The organism is Spirillospora sp. NPDC048823, assembly GCF_043198445.1.
Lineage (GTDB): Bacteria > Actinomycetota > Actinomycetes > Streptosporangiales > Streptosporangiaceae > Spirillospora.
The window spans coordinates 185943-205569 of record NZ_JBICUT010000007.1 but is presented as its reverse complement, the minus strand read 5'-3'; the positions used below and the strand labels follow the sequence as shown (position 1 = coordinate 205569).

Below are 19627 nucleotides of genomic sequence, written 5' to 3'. Positions count from 1 at the left end.
GTGGGAACAAGGCCCGCGCGTTCCCGCGTGCGGCCGTGAACGTCCCGCCCATACGCTTAGATGCCGGTATCGATGGGCGGGTTCGGGAGGAAAGAGTGGACGTGACGGTGGACGTGCTCGGCCCCGGATACGAGGCGATCGAGCTGCCGATGGGCAGGGACGCCGAGGGGGAGGTCGTGGCCACGCTGGTGCGGCGAAGGCGCACCGCGCCTTCCGCCGCCGGCCCGTCCCGCGGGGCGGTGTTGTACCTGCACGGGTTCATCGACTACTTCTTCCAGAAGCATCTGGCCGACTTCTACGTCGACCTCGGCTTCGACTTCTACGCGCTCGACCTGCGCAAGTACGGGCGGTCGCTGCGCCCGCACCAGACCCCGAACTATGTCGAGAGCCTGTCGGACTACTTCCCCGAGATCGACGAGGCCGTCCGGATCATCCGGGACGTGGACGGGCACGGCACGCTTCTGCTGAACGGCCACTCGACCGGCGGCCTGATCGCCGCGCTGTGGGCGGACCGGGCGAAGGGCGAGGGGCTGGTCGACGCGGTGTTCCTGAACAGCCCGTTCCTCGACATCGCCGAGCCGCTCGTGATGCGCAAGGCCGGCGCCGGGCTCGCGCGGCTCCTGCGCCCGCGGTTCCCGAAGGCGAAACTGCCGGCGGGCGTGTCGGACCGGTATCCGCGGAGCATCCACCGCGACCACGAGGGCGAGTGGGACTTCGACCTGGCGTGGAAGCCGATCCTCGGGTTCCCGGTGCGGGCGGCGTGGCTGGCGGCCGTGCGCCGCGGGCAGCTCCGGCTGCACAAGGGCCTGGACGTCGACGTCCCGGTGCTGGTCATGGCGTCGACGCGCAGCGTCCGTCCCACCCGCAAGGTGCTGGACGTGACCGGCGCCGACGCCGTCCTGGACGTCGAGCACATGGCGCGGTGGGCGCCGAGGATCGGGCGGCACGTGACGCTCGTCCGGATCGACGGCGGCCTGCACGACCTGATGCTGTCGGCCGAGCCCGCACGCACGCAGGTCTTCGAGGAGCTGACCCGCTGGACGAACGGCTACCTGCCCGGCCGGCGCTGACGGCCGGCCGCCGGGCGGCTAGCCGAGGATCTTCGACATGTCGAAGTCGTCGAAGTCGGCGACGATCTGCTCGGCCGCGTTGCCGCCCCGGATGATCTGCAGCCCGACCCAGCCGTTGGGAAGCGGCTGGTCGGTGTCGGTCCTGTCGATGACCTGCTCGCCGTTCACCCAGAGCCGCAGCCGGACCTCCGCGCCGTCCTTCCCCTGGCCTTCGCAGGCGATCTGGACCGTGGTCGGAGAATCCGGGTCGAAACCGGGGACCGAGTCCGGGTTGGCGAGGTCCTTGGTGCCGAGGTCCCCGTTGAACTTGCGGAGCACCGCGCCCTTGCCGTCATTGCGGACGAGGAACAGGTACTGCTTCTTGCCGTCGTCGTTGGCGCGGCAGAGCATGCCGAACATGCTGTCCGGGGAGCCCTGGTCGACCGCCACGGTGACGGTCGCGAGCATCGGGTCGGGGATGTCCTCGACCTTGTCCTTCGGCACCCAGCGCGCGACCTCGCCGCTGGAGCCGTTGGTCTGCATCCGGTACTTGCCCGCCGCGTAGCCGTACTGCTTGTCGTAGATGTCGCCCCAGCCGGAGTCGCTGTTGGAGAACGCGTCGCTGAACGCGGTGGCCAGGTTGTCCGGCGGGCCGTCGGAGCGCAGGACGGTGAACCCGACGACGGCGAGCACGGCCAGCACGGCGGCGACCGCGGCACCGATGATCAGCGGGCGGCGGGGGAGTCCGGCCGTCCGGCCGGAGCGGGGGCCGGGGCCGCCGGGGTGTCCGCCGTCGCGGCGCGTGGTGTCGGCGTCGGGCGGGACCGCGGGCCGGGTGTAGGCGGACGGGCCGGCCTGTGCCTGGCCGGCCCGTGCCTGCACGGTCGGGTCGGCCGCGGGGCCGTGCCAGCCCGCCTGGACGGTCTCGGCGAGCGTCGCCGGGTCGGTCGTGCCGTTGCCGACGAGGCGCCCGAGCAGGTCCTGGACGGACGGGCGGTTGCGCGGGTCCTTGTCGAGGGCGGCGGCGACGATGTCGCGCAGGCCCGAGTCCAGCCGGTCGAGGTTCGGCTCGTCGTGCGCGACGCGGTAGAAGATCTCCGGGATGGTGTTGCCCGCGAACGGCGCGCTGCCCGTCCCGGCGTAGGCGACGACGCAGCCCCACGAGAACACGTCGGACGCGGGCGTCACCTGCTCGCCGCGCAGCAGTTCGGGCGGGAGGTAGTTCGGGGTCCCGACGAACTGGCCGGTGCGGGTGGGCCCGTCGGCGGCGTCCAGGGCGCGGGCGATGCCGAAGTCGATGACGCGCGGGCCGGTGGACGACAGCAGCACGTTGGCGGGTTTGAGGTCGCGGTGCACGATGCCGGCGGCGTGGATGGCGGCGAGCGCGGTGGCGACGCCGACCGCGACGCCTTCCAGGTCCGAGCCGGGCAGCGGGCCGCGTTCGGCGACGGCGCTCTCCAGGCTGGGACCCTCGATGTACTCGGTGACGACGTACAGGGGGTCGGTGTCGAGCTCGGCGTCCATCACCGGCGCGGTGCAGAACCGGCGGACCTGCCGGGCGGCGGTGACCTCGCGCCGGAACCGGTCCCGGAAGGTGCTCTCACCGGCCAGCTCCCGGTTGATCACCTTGACGGCGACGCGGCGTCCCGCCCGGTCCTCACCCAGGTAGACCGTCCCCATGCCGCCGCGGCCGAGCCTGCCGACCAGCCGGTAGGGGCCGAGCTCCTCGGGGTCCTCGGGGCGCAGGGCCTCGCCGTTCTCTCCTGCGTGCGTGGTCATCGTGATCCTGAACTGGAATACGGGAGTCTTTTCCGTAGAACCCTAGCGGTCCACGGCAATTGAGACGCGCGAAGCGTGTCAGGGCGTTCGGCGTGAACGTGGAAGAGTCCGGAAGGGCGGCAGTTTCTCGCCGGTGAGGCCGAACGCGTACGCCACGACACGGCCGGACCACCGCTGGCAGCCGACGACGAGCCCGTACAGCGGGCGGGGATAGCGGCCGGTGAACGGGATGACGAACCAGCTGAGCAGCATCACGCACACCAGTGCCGTGTACATGACCAGCATCACGACCAGGTGCGGGACCACCAGCAGGCCGCGCAGGAGGGTGAACCAGCGCCGCGGCCCCTGCCACGCCGCCGGGAAGGGCAGGTCGACCACGACGGTCTGCTCGGCCGCGCCCGGGTCGCGCTCGACGTCCTTTCGCGGCGCGGGCGCGGCGGCCGGGGCCTCGGCGGGTGCGGGCTCGTCCGCCCCGGGGACGGGGCGCGGCCGCGGGACCTCCGCGTTCGCCGCGGCCGCCGGGTGGTCCCCGACCGCTCCGGCCGTGTCCGCCGCGGCGATCGGGCCGGGTTCCGAGGCCGGATCCGGCCGCCGCCAGGACGCCGAGATCGTCTCCGCGGCGCGTTCGGGGTCGGCCTGCTCCTGCCCGACGAGCCGGGTGAGGAGCCGCCGTGCCGTCGGCCGGCCGCGCGGGTCCTTGGCGAGCGCGGCGGCGACGATCTCGCGCAGCCGCGGGTCGAGGCCGGTGAGGTCCGGTTCCTCGGTGCCGATGCGGTGGAACGTCTCCGCGACCGTCTTGCCCTGGAACGGGGGACGTCCCGTCCCGGCGTAGGCGACGACGCAGCCCCACGAGAACACGTCCGACGCCTGCTCGACCGGTTCGCCCCGCAGCACCTCGGGCGCGATGTAGTTTGTTGAGCCGAGTGAAACTCGTCGTTTGATTGGTGGCGGGTGGGGGCTGGAGGACGGGGTCCCGACGAACTGGCCGGTGCGGGTGGGCTCGCCGGGGGAGTCCAGGGCGCGGGCGATGCCGAAGTCGATGACGCGCGGGCCGGTGGACGACAGCAGCACGTTGGCGGGTTTGAGGTCGCGGTGCACGATGCCGGCGCCGTGGATGGCGGCGAGCGCGGTGGCGACACCGACGGCGAGGCCCTCCAGGTCGGAGCCGGGCAGCGGCCCCTTGCCCTGGACGGCCTTCTCCAGGCTCGGCCCGTCGATGTACTCGGTGACGATGTAGGGCGGGTCCTGGTCGAGTTCGGCGTCCAGGACGGGCGCGGTGCAGAACCGGTGGACGCGCCGCGCCGCGGTCACCTCGCGGCGGAACCGGGCGAGGAACGCCGGCTCGCCGGCCAGCTCCCGGTTGACGACCTTCACCGCGACCCGGCGGCCGTCGGGTTCGGCGCCGAGGTAGACGGTGCCCATGCCGCCGCGGCCCAGGCGTCCGAGCAGGCGGTAGGGCCCGAGGACGCGGGGTTCGTCCTGCTCCAGCGGGCCGGCGGCGGTCGTCGTCATGGGGGGCGGCGCTCCTCGGAAGATCGTCTCTCCGTCCCCACCTTATGGGAGCCGGGGGTCGCCGGCGTGCCGGTCAGGGGATCAGCAGGAGCTTGCCGGTGGTCCGCCTCGCCTCCAGGTCGGCGTGCGCCGTACCGGCTTCGGCGAGGTCGTGGCGGTGCCCGACATGGACCCGCACGGCACCCGATTCCACCCATCCGTAGACCGCTGCGGCGCGTTCCAGCAGCTCCTCGCGGACCTCGGTGAAATGAGTGAGCGACGGGCGCGTGAGGTACACCGATCCGGCCGCGTTGAGCCGCTGCGGATCGAACGGCGGAACCTTCCCGCCGGCCGCCCCGTACAGCGCGAGGACGCCGCGCCGGCGCAGGCTCGCCAGGCTTCCGTCGAACGTGGGCGCCCCGACGCCGTCGTACACGGCCGCGACGCCCTCGCCGCCGGTCAGCTCCCGCACCCTCTCCGGGAAACCGTCATAGCCCATCGTGACGTCCGCGCCCGCGTCCTTGGCGAGCTGCTCCTTCTCCGGCGTCGAGGCCGTGCCGACGACCCTGGCGCCGAGGGCCTTGGCCGCCTGGGTGAGCAGCAGCCCCATCCCGCCCGCCGCCGCGTGGACCAGGACGGTGTCGCCCGCCTGGACCGGATACGTCGACCGCGTCAGGTAGTGCGCGGTCATGCCCTGCAGCAGCGACGCCGCCGCGTCCTCCAGACCGACGCCGCCGGGGACGGGGACGACCTTGTCCGCCGGGACCACGGCCCTGTCCGCGTAGCCGCCCTGCACGCCGGACCAGGCCACGCGGTCGCCCACCGCGAACTCGGTGACGCCGTCACCCGCCGCCGCGACCGTGCCCGCCGCCTCCATGCCCGGCGTGTACGGGAGGGCCTGCGGGTAGGCGCCCGTCCGGAAGTACACGTCGATGAAGTTGACGCCCGCCGCCGCGACGTCGATCAGCACCTCCCCGGGGCCGGGTTCCGGGTCGGGGCGCTCCCCGGCCACCAGGACCTCGGGGCCGCCGGTCTCGGTGATGATGATCGCGCGCATGTCGCCCTCCTGCAGTCGGATGCTGGTCATCGGAACCCGCCGCCGCCGGCGGGCATTCCCGCCGGGACGTTCAGATCCAGTCGCGCATCGTCCGGGCGACCACCGCGACGGCCTCCTCCACGCGGGAGGCGACCGTCCCGGCGTCCCAGATGTCGCGCCGGGCGCAGTCCTCGAAGGCGACCTTGACCGCCGCCAGGAAGAACGCGACGACGATCCGCGGCCGCAGGTCGTTCTCGACGTCCACGCCCTCGCGCCGCGCGATCTCGGCGGCGAGCGTCTCCGCGGACGCCGAGTGACGCGCCATCTGCGCCGCCATCAGCGACGGCGTCGCCTCGATCACCTGCCGGACGCGGCGGAACCGGGTGCCGTCGGCCGGGTCGCCCTCGGCGATCGTCCGCAGCATCACGCGCAGCGACTCCAGCAGCGCGGTGAACGGCCGTTCCCCCGGCGGACGCGCCGCCAGCGCCTCCCGCAGGACGTCGTCGTGCTCGGCGAGGAAGCTCGTGACGACGTCCTCCTTGGTGGCGAAGTAGCGGAAGAACGTCCGCTGTGACACGTCCACGGCCGCCACGATCTCGTCGATCGTCGTCGCCTCGTAACCCTGGGAGAGGAACAGGTCCAGTGCCGCGTCGACGAGCGCGGACCTCGTCCGCTGCTTCTTGCGTTCACGGAGCCCGGCCAGAGCGCGCGCGGGAGCACGCTCGTCTGCGGGGCCTGACGGGTCGCCGGCGGGGACGGCGCTCATCGGCTCGCTCCTTCTGTCCGCTTGACGCGGGCGCTGGACGCCCGGCTCACAGAGGCTTCTATCACGGACGCGTCCTCCGTATGCGCGCCGGACTCCGGCATTCGGAAGTGACGGGCTCGGCCGATTGGCGCACGCGCACCGGGTGCGTCGCGCCGCCGCTGGAGGACCATCCCCCGAGGATTGTGAAAGAGCCGTCCCACTCTTCGGATTCTCCCTGCGCAGCCCCGGTTTTAGGGTCATGCTGAGGTTCGGTCACCAGTTGTCGCCGGATGATCGCCCAAGGTGGTTCCGGCGGTCCGGACCATGCTGAGGCGGCTGAAGTGTCTGTAGTCGGTGGGCGAGAGATCGCCGAGGAGCGCCGGCGTCACCTCGCGGTGCTCGCGCACGAGGTCGAGGCGCGCGGGCTCTCGTGGCGGCTCGCCGGTCCCGAGGAGTCCCTGCTGGGCGTGACGGGCCCGCGGACCCGGCGCCAGATCATGGTCGTCGCGAGCCTGTCCGGCGACGGCTGGTACTACCTCTGGCCGGGCGGTATGGCCGGCGTGGCCGACGCCCCCGACGTGGCCGACCGCCTGATCCACCTGCTGGGGTAGCCCCCGCCTTGCCCTCTCCTCCACGGGGTCTCTAGACTCGGGTGCGAACGTTTGTTCGAATATCCGCATGTTCTTCCCCCGTGCGGTGCGCGCGAGGGGGAGGCAGATGACACGCGTGTTCGGCGACCCGGTGGACGTCTGGGTGAGTGATGGACGTCCCATCCGGTTCGTCTGGCGTGACCGGCTCTACACCGTCCGGCGGGTGCTGGAGCACTGGGTCACGACCCGTGACTGGTGGCGGGAGCAGCAGCCCGACGGCGAGGCCACCGGTGAGCGGGAGTTCTGGCGGGTCGAGGCCACCCCGGACTGGGAGATCGGCGTCTACGAGCTGCGTTTCGACGTGGCCGCTGACAGCTGGCTGCTCTCCCGGGTATGGGACTGACGTGCACATTCATGTCGCTTCGGGATATTCGCTGCGGTACGGGGTCGCGCCGCCCGCCGCGCTGGCCGAGCGCGCGGCGGGCCTCGGCATGGAGACGCTCGCGCTGACCGACCGCGACGGCCTGTACGGCGCGGTCCGTCACGTTCGGTCATGTCGCGACGCGGGGATCGGGGCCGTCGTCGGCGCCGACCTCAAGGTCGCCTCCACGGGCGAGGAACGGATCGTGGTGCTCGCCGAGGGCCGGACGGGGTGGCGGTCGCTCTGCCGGCTGGTGACGGCGGCGCACGCGGCGGGCGAACGCGGCAACCCGCTGGTCACACGGCAGATGGTCGGCGCGCACGCCGAGGGGCTCATCGTGCTGCTCGGCCCGTGGTCGGACGTGGGCCGCGCCATCGCCGGACGGCGGCCCGACGCGGCGGCACGGCTGCTCGACGCGTGGCGCGCCACCGCCGAGACCGTCATCGAGATCGTCGACCACCACGACCGGGGCGAGGGGCACCGGGCGGCCCGGATGCTCGCGCTCGCCCGCGAGGCCGGGGTCCCCGCCGTACTGGGCAACGCCGTCCGCTACCTGGAGCCGGCCGACCACCCGGTCGCGCAGGTGCTGGACGTGACGCGCCGCCTCGTCCCGCTGGACCGGCGGCACCTCGACGACCGGACCGGGCACGCTTACCTGAAGTCGGTCCCCGAGATGCGCCGCGTCGCGGAACTGAGCTGCGGCCCGGACGAGGCGGACGCGCTGCTGGCCGCCACCCGCCGGCTCTCCGAACGCTGCGTCCTGGACCCGGCCCGCGACCTCGGCATGGACGACGTCCACCTGCCGGCCGTGGCGGGCGACCCGTACGCGCGGCTCGCCGCCCGCTGCGCCGCCGGAATGACCCGGCGCGGGCTCGGCGGATCATGGCGGGCCGCGGCCCGGCTCGACGACGAACTCGGCGTCATCGCCCGCAAGGGGCTGGCGTCCTACTTCCTCACGGTCGCCGACGCGGCCGCGCTGATCAGGTCGCGCGGCATCCGCTGCGCGATCCGCGGCTCCGGCGCCGGCAGCCTGGTCAACCACCTGCTCGGCATCGGCGACCTCGACCCGCTGCGGCACGACCTGCTGATGGAGCGCTTCCTCGCCGACAGCCGCGAGGGCCTGCCCGACATCGACCTGGACGTGGAGTCGGCCCGCAGGCTGGAGGCGTACGAGGCGCTGTTCGACCGGTTCGGGGCGGAGAGCACGGCGTGCGTGTCGATGATGGAGACCTACCGGGCGCGCAGCGCGATCCGCGACGTCGGCAACGCCGTCGGGCTCCCGCCGCTGGAGATCGACGCGATCGCCAAGGCGTTCCCGCAGATCAGGGCGAACCAGATCCGCGCGGCGCTGGACGACCTGCCCGAGCTGCGGCAGAGCAACCTGGCGGCGGGACGCCTGGAGGTGCTGTTCCGGATCGCCGAGCGCCTGGACGGCCTGCCCCGGCACATCGCCATGCATCCCTGCGGCGTCCTGCTGTCGAACCCCACGCTGCGGGACCGGACACCGATCGAGCAGGCCGCCGTGGGTTTCCCGATGAGCCAGTTCGACAAGGACGACGTCGAGACGATGGGCCTGCTCAAGCTCGACGTCATCGGCGTCCGGATGCAGTCGGCGATGGCGCACGCGGTGGCAGAAGTAGCACGGGTGTCGGGGGAGCGGATCGCGCTGGAGGACGTCCCGCGCGACGATCCCGCGACGTACGAGCTGGTCCGCACGTCCCGGACGCTCGGCTGCTTCCAGATCGAGTCGCCGGGCCAGCGGGAGCTGATCGGCAGGCTCCAGCCGCGCGACCTGGACGACCTGGTCATCGACATCTCGCTGTTCCGTCCGGGGCCGGTCAACTCCGACATGGTGTCGCCGTTCCTGGAGTCGCGCGCCGGGACCAGGGAGCCCGCCTACCCGCATCCCGACCTTGAGCCGGTGCTGCGGGAGAGCCTCGGCGTGGTCGTCTTCCACGAGCAGGTGCTGCGCGTGTTCGACGTGATGACCGGCTGCGGCCTGTCGAAGGCGGAGGCGGCGCGGCGGAGCCTGAACCACGAGCGGGGGCAGGCCGTGGTCGGCGCCTGGTTCCGTGAACGTGCCCTCGCCCGGGGCTATGACGAGCCGGCCGTCGAGCGGGTCTGGCGGACGCTGACCGCGTTCGGCGCGTTCGGCTTCTGCAAGGCCCACGCCGCGTCGTTCGCGCTGCCCACCTACCAGTCCGCCTGGCTGAAACGGCATCACACGGCCGCGTTCTACGCGGGCGTCCTCACCCATGATCCCGGCATGTACCCCAAGCGGGTCATCCTGGACGACGCGCGGCACTTCGGCGTCCCGATCCTCCCCCTGGACGTCAACCGCTCGGCCCCGGACTGGCACGTCGAACCCGTCCGCGAGGGCGGCCCGGCCGGGATCCGCGTCGCGCTGAGCGAGGTCAGGGGCATCAACGACGGAGAGATCACCGCGATCGTCGCCGAACGCCCCTACGCGTCGCTGACCGACTTCTGGCGCCGCGCCAGGGTCTCCCGCCCGACCGCCGAGCGCCTCGTCCTGGCCGGGGCGTTCGACGGCGTCTACGGCGACGGCGACGTCGCGCGCCGCGACCTGCTCTGCCGCGTGGGCGCCCTGGACCGCGCCACCGCCCGCGCCCCCGTCGTCGAAGGCCAGCTACCCCTGGGCCACGAGGACGGCGACGGCGCCCTGGAGATCCAGCTCGCCGACGACGTCCCGGCGGGCGAACTCCCTCCGATGACGCCCGCGGAGGTCGTCGAGGCGGAACTGGACATCCTCGGCATGGACGTCAGCCGGCACGTCATGACCTTCTACGACGGGCTGCTCGCCGGCCTCGGCGTCGTCCGCGCCGCCGACCTTCCGGGCCGTCCCGGCGGAAGCGAGGTCCTGGTCGCCGGCGTCAAGGTCGCCACACAGACCCCGGCGGTCAGGTCGGGGCAGCGCGTCATCTTCGCCACGCTGGACGACGCGACGGGCCCCATCGACCTCGCGTTCTTCGAGTCGGTGCAGGACAGGTGCGCCGCCACCGTCTTCGGCTCCTGGCTCCTGGTCGTCCGCGGCCGTGTCCGCCGCGCCGGGGCCCGCGCCGTCTCGATCACCGCCTACGCCTGCTGGGACCTGAACACCCTGCACGAGGAATGGCGGCGGGGCGGCCCGGACGCCGTCCGCGCCGCCATGGCGGGCCCGGCGCCGCGGGGCCGGCCGGTCGGCGACCGCGTCGTCCACCCCACCGGGTTCGCGATGTCCCCGTACTCGGACGTCGGCCACGCCGGACCGGGCATCAAGCGTCCCCCGAGGGCCGCTCTCTGGCACACCAGCCAGGGCAGCTCAGGCCCAGCCCCGGGCTAGCTCTCCCGGGGCGATCTGGAGCCTGGTGATCTGGAAGACGGTGGCCATGGAGAGGGAGGCGGCGAGAGCCTGGAGGGCGGCTGCGGCGACGCCGACGTGGACGTCGAAGCGGGCGTCGGCGAGGGTGTCGACGCTGCCATGGGTGAACGCGTAGGCGAGCACGACGCCGAGGAGGGTGCAGGCCCACCAGCCGGCGACGACGAGCCCGGCGGCCTGGCGTTCGGCCGTCCGGTACCGGCCACTGTTCACCCAGACCTCGTAGATCATCCGCGGGGGGAGCCACAGGTTGACGATGGGGCAGAACCAGCCGAGGAGGATCCAGGCCCGGTGGTACTGGTGCGGCCCCGGCGACTGCCGGTAGGCGCGCCAGAGCCAGATGAAGTACAGCACGCCGGTGACGGCGGCCATGATGGCGCTGATCGTGAACACGTCGGCGTAGGGCGCGAGGGCCTTGCCGGTGGCCGCCGCGTCATAGGTCCCGTGCGTGGCGGAGCGGAGCGGGTCGGAGAAGCGCAGGAGGCTGATCCCCGAGCCGAGGGCGACGAACGCGTTGAAACCGAGGAGCATGAAGACGGCGACGCCGACGGCGCGGAAGTCGCGGCGCCGCGCCCACGCGCCGCAGGCCGGGCACCGGTCCACCTCGGTCGGGATGATGTCGCCGCACAACGCACACGGCATGATTCACCTCCGACGGGTTTTGCGGTTCGCTGCATTGGATACTACGTACGTTTGACTTACGCGGCCCATGGCGGGTTCGGGTCCGCGGACCGGATGTTCAGATGTGGAAGACGAGCCGCGCGCCGGCGAGCGTCGCGGCGGCGGTGACGGCGGCCCACGCGGCGAGGCGGCCGAGGCCGCCGGTGGACAGCAGCCGTTCCGGGCGGAAGCCGGTCACGAGCAGCAGCGCCCACCATTCGGCGGTCAGCGCGAGCGTCCCGTACAGGGATCCGAAGCCGATCAGCGAGAACGTCAGGACGATCCCCGCGGGCGTCGCGGTGTGCGCGAACAGCGTGGGGCCGCGGGCCGGTCCGTGGATGCTCCTGCGCAGGCCCGCGAGGACGATGCCCCATCCGCAGGCGCACAGCACCCAGAGGGCCACGACCGCCACGGGCAGCCCGTTCAACGACTCCGGTGCCAGTGCCTCGTCCTTCCCCCGCGTGTCCGTCGTCCTGATTCTCGACGATCAGTACCCGGATGACCACAAGGCGAATTCTGTCAGCATTGCGAACCCGGCCGGGGGGGTCGAATAAAGGTTCGAGAATGTCAGAGGTGCTCCGTACCGTTGGCCTTGTGATTCGGGCGACACCTGGGAACAGGAGTCGAACCGAGTTGCTTGTGATGACGTACGTAGGGGTATGTGACAGTCGGTGGCCTCCGCAAAGGCGCGGCCCACCGGGCTAAGGAAGGGGTGTTGGCATGAGAGCAGCGACCAGCACGTTCCATCTCTCCCACCCGCGGCTTGACGGGCCCGCCGAGCGGACCGTCGTGGAGCCGTGGCTCACCGAGCTTCCGCACGCGACGCTGAACGCCTACGCCGAGACCTCCCCCGCGCTGGCTCCTGTGGAGGCACTGCCCATGCGGCAGACGCCGTCCACCAGGCCGGTGCCCGCACGCATCGCCGTGGCGGCCTGACCGACGACGAAAAAAGGGATTGAGCGACCTCGGTCCCTTTTTTCTTTGTGATGCTGTCTCAAATACTGATACATAGTTCCCAGAATGTGAGAAGTGATCGTAGGGTGAGGGCACGGACAGAGAGGTGATCCCGATGGCCCCGACCTACACCCATGGCCACCACGCGAGCGTGCTGAGCTCACACCGGTGGCGCACGGCCGAGAACTCCGCCGCCTACCTGATCGGGCACCTGCGCCCGGGGAACGCGGTGCTGGACGTGGGCTGCGGCCCGGGCACGATCACCGCCGGGCTGGCCGGACGCGTCGCCCCGGGACGTGTCGTCGCCGCCGACGCCGCCGAGGACGTCGTGGACGAGGCCCGCGAGAACACCGCCGGCCTGGACAACGTCGAGTTCGCCGTCGCCGACGTCCACGCCCTGGACTACGCCGACGGCACGTTCGACGTCGTCCACGCCCACCAGGTCCTGCAGCACGTCGCCGACCCCGTCCGGGCCCTGCGCGAGATGCGCCGCGTCACCAGGCCCGGCGGCATCGTCGCCGCACGCGACGCCGACTTCGGCGCCATGATCTGGTACCCGGAGCCGCCCGGCATGGACGCCTGGCTGCCGATCTACTACCGGGTCGCCCGCGGCAACGGAGGCGAACCCGACGCCGGCCGGCGGCTGGTGTCCTGGGCCCGCGCCGCCGGCTTCACCGACGTCACCGCCTCCTCCTCGGCCTGGTGCTACTCCACGCCCGGGGAACGCGAGTGGTGGAGCGAATCCTGGGGCGGCCGCATGATCAGGTCCTCGGTCGCCGACCACGCCGTCGCCGGCGGCCACGCCACCCGCGACGAACTTCAGCGCGTCTACGAGGGCTGGAAGGAATGGGCGGCCGCCGAAGACGGCTGGTACTCCGTGACCCACGGCGAGATCCTCTGCCGCGCCTGATCCGCCGCCGCCCGTCACCGTGAGGCGGGCGGCCCCTCCGCCGCGAGCGGGGGGTCCGCCTCCGGCTCCTCGTCGTCGGCCGCCAGCACGGACGCGACGCGGTACACGACCGCGACGAGCGGGACGGCGACGATGGCGCCCGCGATGCCCGCCGCGAGCGTTCCGGCGGTCACGGCGACGACGACCACGACCGGGTGCAGATGCAGCGTCCGGCCCATGATCAGGGGTTGCAGCAGGTTGCTCTCGGCCTGCTGGACGGCGACGACGGCGGCCAGCACGAGCAGCGCGTCGGTCGTCCCGCCGCTGACGAAGGCGATGAGGATCGCGGCGGCGCCCGCGAGGATCGCCCCGATGATGGGGATGAACGCCGCGATGAACGTCAGCAGCGTCAGCGGCAGGGCGAACGGCACTCCGATCAGCACGAGCGCCAGCCCGATGCCGGCGGCGTCCGCCAGCGCGACCAGGATGATCCCGTGCACGTACTGGCCCAGCGCCCGCCACCCCGCGCGTCCCGCGACGTCGACCTTCGGGCGGCGCCGCTCGGGCGCGAGCCGCAGGGCCCACTCCCACATGCTCCTTCCGTCCTTCAGCATGAAGAACAGCAGGAACAGGGCGATCAGCACGGAGGCGCCCACCTTCGTCACCATGCTCGCACTCGCGACCGGGTCGGGCGACGACCGCCGGAGGGCGCGCACGGCGCCGTCGACCAGGGTGTCGAGCTGCTGGTCGCTGATCGGCAGCGCGTTCACGATCTGGGTCTGGGCCCGTTGCAGCCCTTCGGTCAGGCTCCGGCGCATCTCCTGCCACTGGCCGGCGATCCGGTTGCCGACCAGCGCGAGGGACCCGCCGATGGCGATGAGCACGGTGAGCAGGCCGGAGAGCGCGGCGACCCAGGCGGGGGCGCGCAGCCGCCGCACCTGGCGCGTGACCGGCGACACCAGCGCGGTCAGCAGCAGCGCGGCGATCACCGCCATCACCAGTGACGCGACCTTCGTGAAGGCGTAGACCAGGACGCCGACCGCCGCCACGATGACCAGGAGGCACGCGGCCACCGCCGCCGTGTTGCGCAACGTGGACGGGACGGCGTCGAATCCCTTGCCGGACGTCACCCGCCGCCCGTACCCGGTGATCCGCCCGGCAATCGCCGCGCAGCGCGAACCGCTCGCTAGAAGGGGTCGGTCAAATCGCCCAGCTTGTCCGTCAGCCGGAGGTTGTGGGAGTAGTCGACGGGGACGGTGATCACGGAGACCGTGTCGTCGGCGAGGGCCTTGCGGAGGGTGGGGAGCAGCTCGGCGGCGCTCTCCACGCGGTGGCCGCGGGCGCCGAAGCTCTCCGCGTACCGGACGAAGTCGGGGTTGCCGAACTTGATGTTGGAGCTCTCACCGAGGTCGAGGTCCATCTTCCACTCGATCAGGCCGTAGGCGGAGTCGTCCCAGATCAGCACCGTGATCGGAATGTTCTCGCGGACGGCGGTCTCCAGTTCCTGGGAGTTCATCAGGAACGCGCCGTCGCCCGTGGCGGCGAGGACCCTGCGGTCGGGGTGGGCGAGCTTCGCGGCGATCGCGCCCGGCACGGAGAAGCCCATGGACGACAGGCCGTTGGAGACCAGCAGGGTGTTCGGCTCGTAGGTCGGGTACATGCGCGCCATCCACATCTTCACCGCGCCCGTGTCGGCCAGGACGATGTCGTTGCGGCCCATGGCGGCGCGGACGTCGGCGACGATGCGGCGGGGCGAGAGCGGATGGCCGTCCTCGGCGGCGCCCTCCGCCAGCTCGTCGTGGAGCATCTGGCGGATCCTCCGGCCGGTGCCGTTGACGTCGAAGCGGCGGTGCACGCTGCCGGCCAGGGCGTGCAGGGTGCGGGAGATGTCGCCCTGGACGCCGACCTCGACCGGGTAGTGGTCGTCGACCTCGGCGGGGAACTGGTGGATGTGGATGATCTTCTTGTCGGCGTTCGGGTTGATCTTCACGGGGTCGAACTCCTGGAGCTCGTACCCCACCGTGATGAGGACGTCCGCCTGGTCGAAACCGAAGTTGACGTAGTCGTGGCGCATGAAGCCGACGGCGCCGAGGGCGTTGCGGTGGTCGTCCGGGAAGACGCCCTTGCCGTTGAACGTCGTCGCGACCGGCAGGCCGAGATGCTCGGAGAAGTGCCGCAGCGCGGCGCTCGCGCGGGCACGGGTCGCGCCGTGGCCGGCCAGGACGACGGGGCGCCGGGCGACGGCGAGGACGTCGGCGGCGCGGGCGATCTGCGACGGCGACGGCTCCTGGGCGCGGACGACGTTGACCGGCAGCGGCTTCAGGTCGGCGGAGACCTTGGCGGCCTCGACGTCCTCGGGGATCGCCAGGTAGACGGCACCGGGACGTTCGGTCTGTGCGGTCTTGAACGCCTTGCGCACCATTTCGGGCAGGGCCTCGGCTCTGGGGGCCAGCTCCGACCACTTGGTGATCGGGCGGAAGAGGGAGACCAGGTCGACGATCTGGTGCGATTCCTTGTAGATGCGGTCCAGGCCGACCTGTGCGGAGATCGCGACGACGGGTGTGCTGTTGGTGGTGGCGTCCGCCACGCCGAGCTGCAGGTTGATCGCGCCGGGGCCGAGCGTCGCCGAGGCCACACCCGCCTTGCCGGTGAGCCGCCCGTAGATCTCCGCCATGAACGAGGCGGCCTGCTCGTGCCGGACGAGGACGTAGCGGATCGGGGAGTCGTTCAGGGCGTGGACGAAGTGGATGTTCTCCTCGCCGGGAATGCCGAAGACGTATTCGACGCCCTCCGCCTCAAGGGTCCTGACGAGCAGGCGGGCGGCGTCTTCCTGCGTGGACATGGTGCGTCCATCTCCAGTCTGTGTATGGCTGGGTGCTGTCTGTGCAGCACCCGGGCCCCTACCTCCATTCCGCCCGGTGATGTGCGATCGATCTCGTCAGGAGTCGGCCAGGTCCTTGATCGCGCGCAGTGTGGGCTCGTCCCGCACGCCGGCGATCAGCACGGTGGTGACGGGGCTGTCCCGCCAGAGCTGGAGCCGCTCCTTGATCCGCCCGATGGGGCCGAGGAGGGAGATCGAGTCGGCCAGTTCGTCCGGCACGGCCTTGATCGCCTCGTCGCGGCGGCCGTCGAGGAAGAGTTCCTGGACGCGCGCGGCCTGCTCCGCGTAGCCGAGCCGGCCGATCAGGTCGAGGTGGAAGTTGCGGTCCCGGGCGCCCATCCCGCCGATGTAGAACGCGAGCGGGATCTTGGCGAACTGCAGCGCGGACTCCAGGTCGTCGGTGACGATCGTGGTGACGGTCGCGGCGATCTCGAAGTCGCCGGGACGGCCGGCGAGGGACGCGCCGAACACCGGCTCGATCTGCTGCGGGTCGACGAACAGCGGCAGCCAGCCCTGCGCGACCTCGGTGGACAGCGCGACGTTCTTCGGCCCCTCGGCGCCCAGGTAGACGGGGATCTCCGGCCGGACGGGGTGGACGATCGGCTTCAGCGGCTTGCCGAGGCCCGCGCCGCCGGGGAGCGGCAGAGGATAGTGCGGGCCCTCGCTGGTCACCGGGGCCTCGCGGCGCCACACCTGCCGGACGATGTCGAGGTACTCGCGGGTGCGGGCGAGCGGCTTGGGGAACGGCTGCCCGTACCAGCCCTCGACCACCTGCGGGCCGGACGCGCCGAGTCCGAGGATCATCCGCCCGCCCGAGAGGGCGTCCAGCGTGAGCGCGTGCATCGCGGTCGCCGCGGGCGTGCGGGCGGAGATCTGCACGACGGCGGTGCCCAGCTTGATCCGGGACGTGCGGGCGGCGTACCAGGTCAGCGGGGTGAACGCGTCCGAGCCGTACGCCTCGGCGGTGAACACCGAGTCGTAGCCGCACCGTTCGGCGGCCAGGACCGTCTCGGTCTGGTCGTCGACGTCGCGCTGCCAGTAGCCGACGTTGATGCCGAGCTTGAGTTCCGCGGTCACGTTGCACCCCTCCGATTGCCGACGGAGGCGATACTAGAACACGTTCTAGTTCCGTGGAAGGGCCGGGGGCCGCGGCGCCTCCCGCCGCGGCCCCCGGATCGAACCGTCGCTAGACCTCCTTGATCGCGACCAGGAGACCCCGCCAGGCGGACGGTGTCAGCACCAGCGCCGGTCCGGAGGGGTCCTTGGAGTCGCGTACCGCGCACAGGTCGCCGGACAGTGGCGCCACCTCGACGCACTGGTCGCCGCTCCCGCTGTGGGACGACTTTCGCCAGGGGGCACAGGTGAGTTCGCGCTGCGGGTTGGTCACGGGCTGCTCCTTGCTGCCTCGGCGATGAGGTGCGCGGATTCCTCGGTGGACAGGGCGGCCGCCTCGATGCGATCGAAGCGGTCCCTATGTTTTGCTATTGCCTCCGCACTCTCAAGGTAAACGTCACCCATGGTGCCCTCTACATAGGCGATATCTGGGTCTGCGGGGTCCGGATACGACAATATGGTGAATCGTCCGTCTAGGCCCGCATGCTCCTTGGCTGTATACGGAAGTACCTGAATCGACACCGTTGGGCGGGTCGCCGCGGCGGTGGCGAGGGCGTCCAGCTGCGCCCGCATCACCTCGCCGCCGCCGATCGGGCGGTGCAGGACCGCCTCGTCGAACACGACCTGCAGACGCGGCGCGTCGGCCCGGTCGAGCAGGGCCTGGCGGATCTTGCGGGCGGAGATGCGGCGCTCGATGTCCTCCTGGGCGGGCAGCAGCCGGCCCGCCGTGATCACGGCGCGGGAGTACTGCTCGGTCTGCAGCAGCCCGTGGACGAGCTGGGGATCCCAGGTGCGGATGTGCGACGCCTCGTCCTCAAGCGCGACATAGCTGCCGGCGAAGACGTCCTGGTAGGCGGTCCACCAGCCGCGCTGGCCGGCCTGCCGGGCGAGGGTGATGAGCGCGTCGCGGTCCGGGCTCGGCACCCCGTACAGATCGAGGATGTCGGCGATGTCACCGGGTTTCGGGCGGGTCTGGCTGGTTTCGAGGCGGGAGACGGTGGCTCGCGACCAGTCGAGCCGGTCCGCCACCTCCTGGAGGGTCAGGCCCTGCTCCTCCCGCAGCTTGCGGAGCTCCCGCGCCAGGCGGCGGCCACGAACGGTGGGGCGGTAGGTCATGGGAGTGGAGTCTTACCACTCTCGGCGCGCGCCACAACGCGATTGACGAACCCGGCAGAAAGGGGGGAGCAATTCTGTGAAGACAGTTGCGATCGTGAGAATCTCACGACACGCTGTGTTCCGTGACCGACCGGAGACCGACAGTGACGGACCGGCCGGCGCACCCGGGCACGTAGACCGCGGGAGGAACCCGTGACAAGCACGCCAGCCGACCTGACGGCACAGTCCATGGCCGACGCCATGGCCGACGCCACCGACAACGCCCGTGCCGCGGCGGGCACCAGGCCCGGCTGGGTCTGGGCCCTCCCGGGCGGGCCCGGATGTGCGGGCCACGCCCGCGGCGTCCTGCATGACGCCCTCGCCTCGCTCGGCGTTCCACGCGACGTGATCGCCGACGCGCAGCTCATGGTCAGCGAGCTCGCGACGAACGCGCACCAGCACGCCGGCGAGCACGGCCCCCACGAGCTGTGGCTCTACGTGGCCGGAGGCGAGACCGGCGACGCCGAGGCCGGTGACGGAGATGCCGGTGACAGGGGTCCTCGTGATAGGGCGCCTGGTGACAGGGGTCCTCGCGGCAAGGGTCCTCGTGACGGGGGTTCCGGTGACGCCGGCGAGGTGCGGTGCGCCGTCTTCGACGCGCTCGCCGACGCCGCCCTGCCCGGCTATTCGTGGACGTCCGGCGACTGCGGACGCGGGCTCAGCATCGTCCGCGAGCTGTCCGGGGAACGCTGGGGCATGCTGCGGACGCTGTCGAGGCTCGGGCCGCCGGTCCGCGGCAAGGCCGTCTGGTTCGCGGTGCCAGGGGCGACCGCCGCTCCCGCCTAGCCCCGTCGAGCCGTCTGGTTCGCGGTGCCAGGGGCGACCGCCGCTCCCGCCCGGCCCGTCGAGCTTCTAGTGCTTCTCCAGAGCCGGGCTTATGTCGCACACCAGATTGAGCAGTGACCGCGCGAGCAGCGTGTGCACCTGGTCGCGGTCGAGCGTCTTCTCCTGGAGCCACTGCCGCGTCGCCGCGTCCGCCAGCCCCGAGTAGGTGCGCAGGACGGCGCGCAGGGTCTCGGTGGGCTCCGGCACCCGCAGGACGGCGAGCATGTGCTCGACCGCCTCGTCGCGGAACCGGTTGACGATGCGCAGCAGTTCCGGGTCCTGCCCGAACCCCTCGGCGTCCAGCGCCGCGAACCACGTCGTCGCGTTCTGCTCCGCCGTGTCGAGGAACAGGTTCACGCACAGTTCGATCGCATCGGGCAGCGTCATCCGCTCGTCCACCGGCGGTACCTGGAGCGCGGCCGACGCCGTGAGACCCTGGACGACCTTGAGGAACAGTTCTCGTTTCGTCCCGAAGTAGTAGTGGATCAGGCCGCGCTGGACTCCGGTCTCCCGTGCGATCGCGGCGGTGGAGACCTCGGCGTAGGGCAGCTCGGTGAACATCCGCCGCGCGACGTCGAGAATCTGGGCCCGCCGTTCGTCCGGGGACAGGCGCTGGTAACTCACCGCGACAGCCTATGCTGTGCAGGCGGGGAGGGAGCGCGC

The 19627-nt window shown here is 71.9% G+C and carries 19 protein-coding genes; 7 read left to right on the top strand and 12 right to left on the bottom strand.

Going from position 1 to position 19627, the window contains the following annotated elements:
* Window positions 1-95: 95 nt before the first annotated feature.
* Window positions 96-1070 carry an alpha/beta hydrolase gene (locus ACGFK0_RS18675; protein WP_392906251.1) on the top strand — a complete coding sequence of 325 codons (975 nt, stop codon included), beginning with the start codon at window positions 96-98 and terminating at the stop codon, window positions 1068-1070.
* 18 nt (window positions 1071-1088) lie between these two features.
* Here the strand turns inward: ACGFK0_RS18675 and ACGFK0_RS18670 are convergent, their stop codons facing one another.
* The 4 genes from ACGFK0_RS18670 to ACGFK0_RS18655 all read right to left on the bottom strand — a co-directional run bounded on the left by ACGFK0_RS18670 (window position 1089) and on the right by ACGFK0_RS18655 (window position 6121).
* Complete coding sequence (locus tag ACGFK0_RS18670; protein WP_392906250.1) at window positions 1089-2828, bottom strand: serine/threonine-protein kinase; 1740 nt, start codon at window positions 2826-2828, stop codon at window positions 1089-1091.
* A gap of 78 nt (window positions 2829-2906) precedes the next feature.
* Entirely contained in the window at window positions 2907-4340 is a 1434-nt protein-coding gene (locus ACGFK0_RS18665; protein ID WP_392906248.1) for a DUF4389 domain-containing protein, read from the bottom strand.
* Between the two features lie 73 nt (window positions 4341-4413).
* Window positions 4414-5376, bottom strand: a complete 963-nt coding sequence (locus ACGFK0_RS18660) for a quinone oxidoreductase family protein (protein WP_392906516.1) — start codon at window positions 5374-5376, stop codon at window positions 4414-4416.
* A gap of 70 nt (window positions 5377-5446) precedes the next feature.
* On the bottom strand, window positions 5447-6121 hold the full coding sequence (locus ACGFK0_RS18655) for a TetR family transcriptional regulator (RefSeq protein WP_392906247.1): 675 nt from the start codon (window positions 6119-6121) through the stop codon (window positions 5447-5449).
* A gap of 320 nt (window positions 6122-6441) precedes the next feature.
* Here ACGFK0_RS18655 and ACGFK0_RS18650 point away from each other — a divergent pair, with 320 nt between their 5' ends.
* From ACGFK0_RS18650 to ACGFK0_RS18640, 3 genes are all read left to right on the top strand, one after another.
* Window positions 6442-6711 carry a hypothetical protein gene (locus ACGFK0_RS18650; protein ID WP_392906246.1) on the top strand — a complete coding sequence of 90 codons (270 nt, stop codon included), beginning with the start codon at window positions 6442-6444 and terminating at the stop codon, window positions 6709-6711.
* A 106-nt stretch (window positions 6712-6817) separates the two neighbouring features.
* Window positions 6818-7093, top strand: coding sequence for a DUF6504 family protein (locus ACGFK0_RS18645; RefSeq protein ID WP_392906244.1), 276 nt, complete (start codon window positions 6818-6820; stop codon window positions 7091-7093).
* 1 nt (window position 7094) lies between these two features.
* Window positions 7095-10451 carry a DNA polymerase III subunit alpha gene (locus ACGFK0_RS18640; protein WP_392906243.1) on the top strand — a complete coding sequence of 1119 codons (3357 nt, stop codon included), beginning with the start codon at window positions 7095-7097 and terminating at the stop codon, window positions 10449-10451.
* On the opposite strand, the gene ACGFK0_RS18635 is transcribed toward ACGFK0_RS18640, so the two are convergent.
* On the bottom strand, window positions 10431-11129 hold the full coding sequence (locus ACGFK0_RS18635) for a DUF4328 domain-containing protein (RefSeq protein ID WP_392906242.1): 699 nt from the start codon (window positions 11127-11129) through the stop codon (window positions 10431-10433). The two genes, ACGFK0_RS18640 and ACGFK0_RS18635, sit on opposite strands and share 21 nt — an antisense overlap.
* Before the next feature lie 97 nt (window positions 11130-11226).
* Window positions 11227-11574, bottom strand: a complete 348-nt coding sequence (locus tag ACGFK0_RS18630; RefSeq protein WP_392906239.1) for a hypothetical protein — start codon at window positions 11572-11574, stop codon at window positions 11227-11229.
* Window positions 11575-11867: 293 nt separating this feature from the next.
* On the opposite strand from ACGFK0_RS18630, the gene ACGFK0_RS18625 reads away from it, so the two are divergent.
* Window positions 11868-12083 (top strand): hypothetical protein, encoded by a 216-nt coding sequence (locus ACGFK0_RS18625; RefSeq protein ID WP_392906238.1) that lies wholly within the window; start codon window positions 11868-11870, stop codon window positions 12081-12083.
* A 133-nt stretch (window positions 12084-12216) separates the two neighbouring features.
* Window positions 12217-13011, top strand: a complete 795-nt coding sequence (locus ACGFK0_RS18620; RefSeq protein ID WP_392906236.1) for a methyltransferase domain-containing protein — start codon at window positions 12217-12219, stop codon at window positions 13009-13011.
* A gap of 14 nt (window positions 13012-13025) precedes the next feature.
* Here ACGFK0_RS18620 and ACGFK0_RS18615 read toward each other — a convergent pair whose 3' ends face one another.
* The 5 genes from ACGFK0_RS18615 to ACGFK0_RS18595 all read right to left on the bottom strand — a co-directional run bounded on the left by ACGFK0_RS18615 (window position 13026) and on the right by ACGFK0_RS18595 (window position 18100).
* Window positions 13026-14120, bottom strand: coding sequence for an AI-2E family transporter (locus tag ACGFK0_RS18615; protein WP_392906235.1), 1095 nt, complete (start codon window positions 14118-14120; stop codon window positions 13026-13028).
* A gap of 56 nt (window positions 14121-14176) precedes the next feature.
* Entirely contained in the window at window positions 14177-15832 is a 1656-nt protein-coding gene (locus ACGFK0_RS18610; RefSeq protein ID WP_392906233.1) for an acetolactate synthase large subunit, read from the bottom strand.
* Between the two features lie 96 nt (window positions 15833-15928).
* The gene (locus tag ACGFK0_RS18605) at window positions 15929-16948 is read right to left on the bottom strand and encodes an LLM class F420-dependent oxidoreductase (RefSeq protein WP_392906232.1); all 1020 of its coding nucleotides are present in this window, start codon (window positions 16946-16948) and stop codon (window positions 15929-15931) included.
* A gap of 109 nt (window positions 16949-17057) precedes the next feature.
* Window positions 17058-17258 carry a DUF397 domain-containing protein gene (locus ACGFK0_RS18600; protein WP_392906231.1) on the bottom strand — a complete coding sequence of 67 codons (201 nt, stop codon included), beginning with the start codon at window positions 17256-17258 and terminating at the stop codon, window positions 17058-17060.
* The gene (locus ACGFK0_RS18595) at window positions 17255-18100 is read right to left on the bottom strand and encodes a helix-turn-helix domain-containing protein (protein WP_392906230.1); all 846 of its coding nucleotides are present in this window, start codon (window positions 18098-18100) and stop codon (window positions 17255-17257) included. The genes ACGFK0_RS18600 and ACGFK0_RS18595 overlap by 4 nt, the downstream gene beginning before the upstream one ends.
* Window positions 18101-18292: 192 nt before the next feature.
* Here ACGFK0_RS18595 and ACGFK0_RS18590 point away from each other — a divergent pair, with 192 nt between their 5' ends.
* A complete protein-coding gene (locus tag ACGFK0_RS18590) occupies window positions 18293-18925 on the top strand; it encodes an ATP-binding protein (protein WP_392906228.1) in 633 nt (210 codons plus the stop codon).
* Window positions 18926-18991: 66 nt separating this feature from the next.
* Here ACGFK0_RS18590 and ACGFK0_RS18585 read toward each other — a convergent pair whose 3' ends face one another.
* Window positions 18992-19588 carry a TetR/AcrR family transcriptional regulator gene (locus ACGFK0_RS18585; RefSeq protein WP_392906227.1) on the bottom strand — a complete coding sequence of 199 codons (597 nt, stop codon included), beginning with the start codon at window positions 19586-19588 and terminating at the stop codon, window positions 18992-18994.
* Between the last annotated feature and the right edge of the window lie 39 nt (window positions 19589-19627).

Coding starts and splice junctions, on each gene's coding strand:
- ACGFK0_RS18670 (WP_392906250.1), bottom strand. CDS start 2,828: ATGACCACGCACGCAGGAGAGAACGGCGAGGCCCTGCGCCCCGAGGAC.
- ACGFK0_RS18665 (WP_392906248.1), bottom strand. CDS start 4,340: ATGACGACGACCGCCGCCGGCCCGCTGGAGCAGGACGAACCCCGCGTC.
- ACGFK0_RS18660 (WP_392906516.1), bottom strand. CDS start 5,376: ATGCGCGCGATCATCATCACCGAGACCGGCGGCCCCGAGGTCCTGGTG.
- ACGFK0_RS18655 (WP_392906247.1), bottom strand. CDS start 6,121: ATGAGCGCCGTCCCCGCCGGCGACCCGTCAGGCCCCGCAGACGAGCGT.
- ACGFK0_RS18645 (WP_392906244.1), top strand. CDS start 6,818: ATGACACGCGTGTTCGGCGACCCGGTGGACGTCTGGGTGAGTGATGGA.
- ACGFK0_RS18635 (WP_392906242.1), bottom strand. CDS start 11,129: ATGCCGTGTGCGTTGTGCGGCGACATCATCCCGACCGAGGTGGACCGG.
- ACGFK0_RS18625 (WP_392906238.1), top strand. CDS start 11,868: ATGAGAGCAGCGACCAGCACGTTCCATCTCTCCCACCCGCGGCTTGAC.
- ACGFK0_RS18620 (WP_392906236.1), top strand. CDS start 12,217: ATGGCCCCGACCTACACCCATGGCCACCACGCGAGCGTGCTGAGCTCA.
- ACGFK0_RS18610 (WP_392906233.1), bottom strand. CDS start 15,832: ATGTCCACGCAGGAAGACGCCGCCCGCCTGCTCGTCAGGACCCTTGAG.
- ACGFK0_RS18595 (WP_392906230.1), bottom strand. CDS start 18,100: ATGACCTACCGCCCCACCGTTCGTGGCCGCCGCCTGGCGCGGGAGCTC.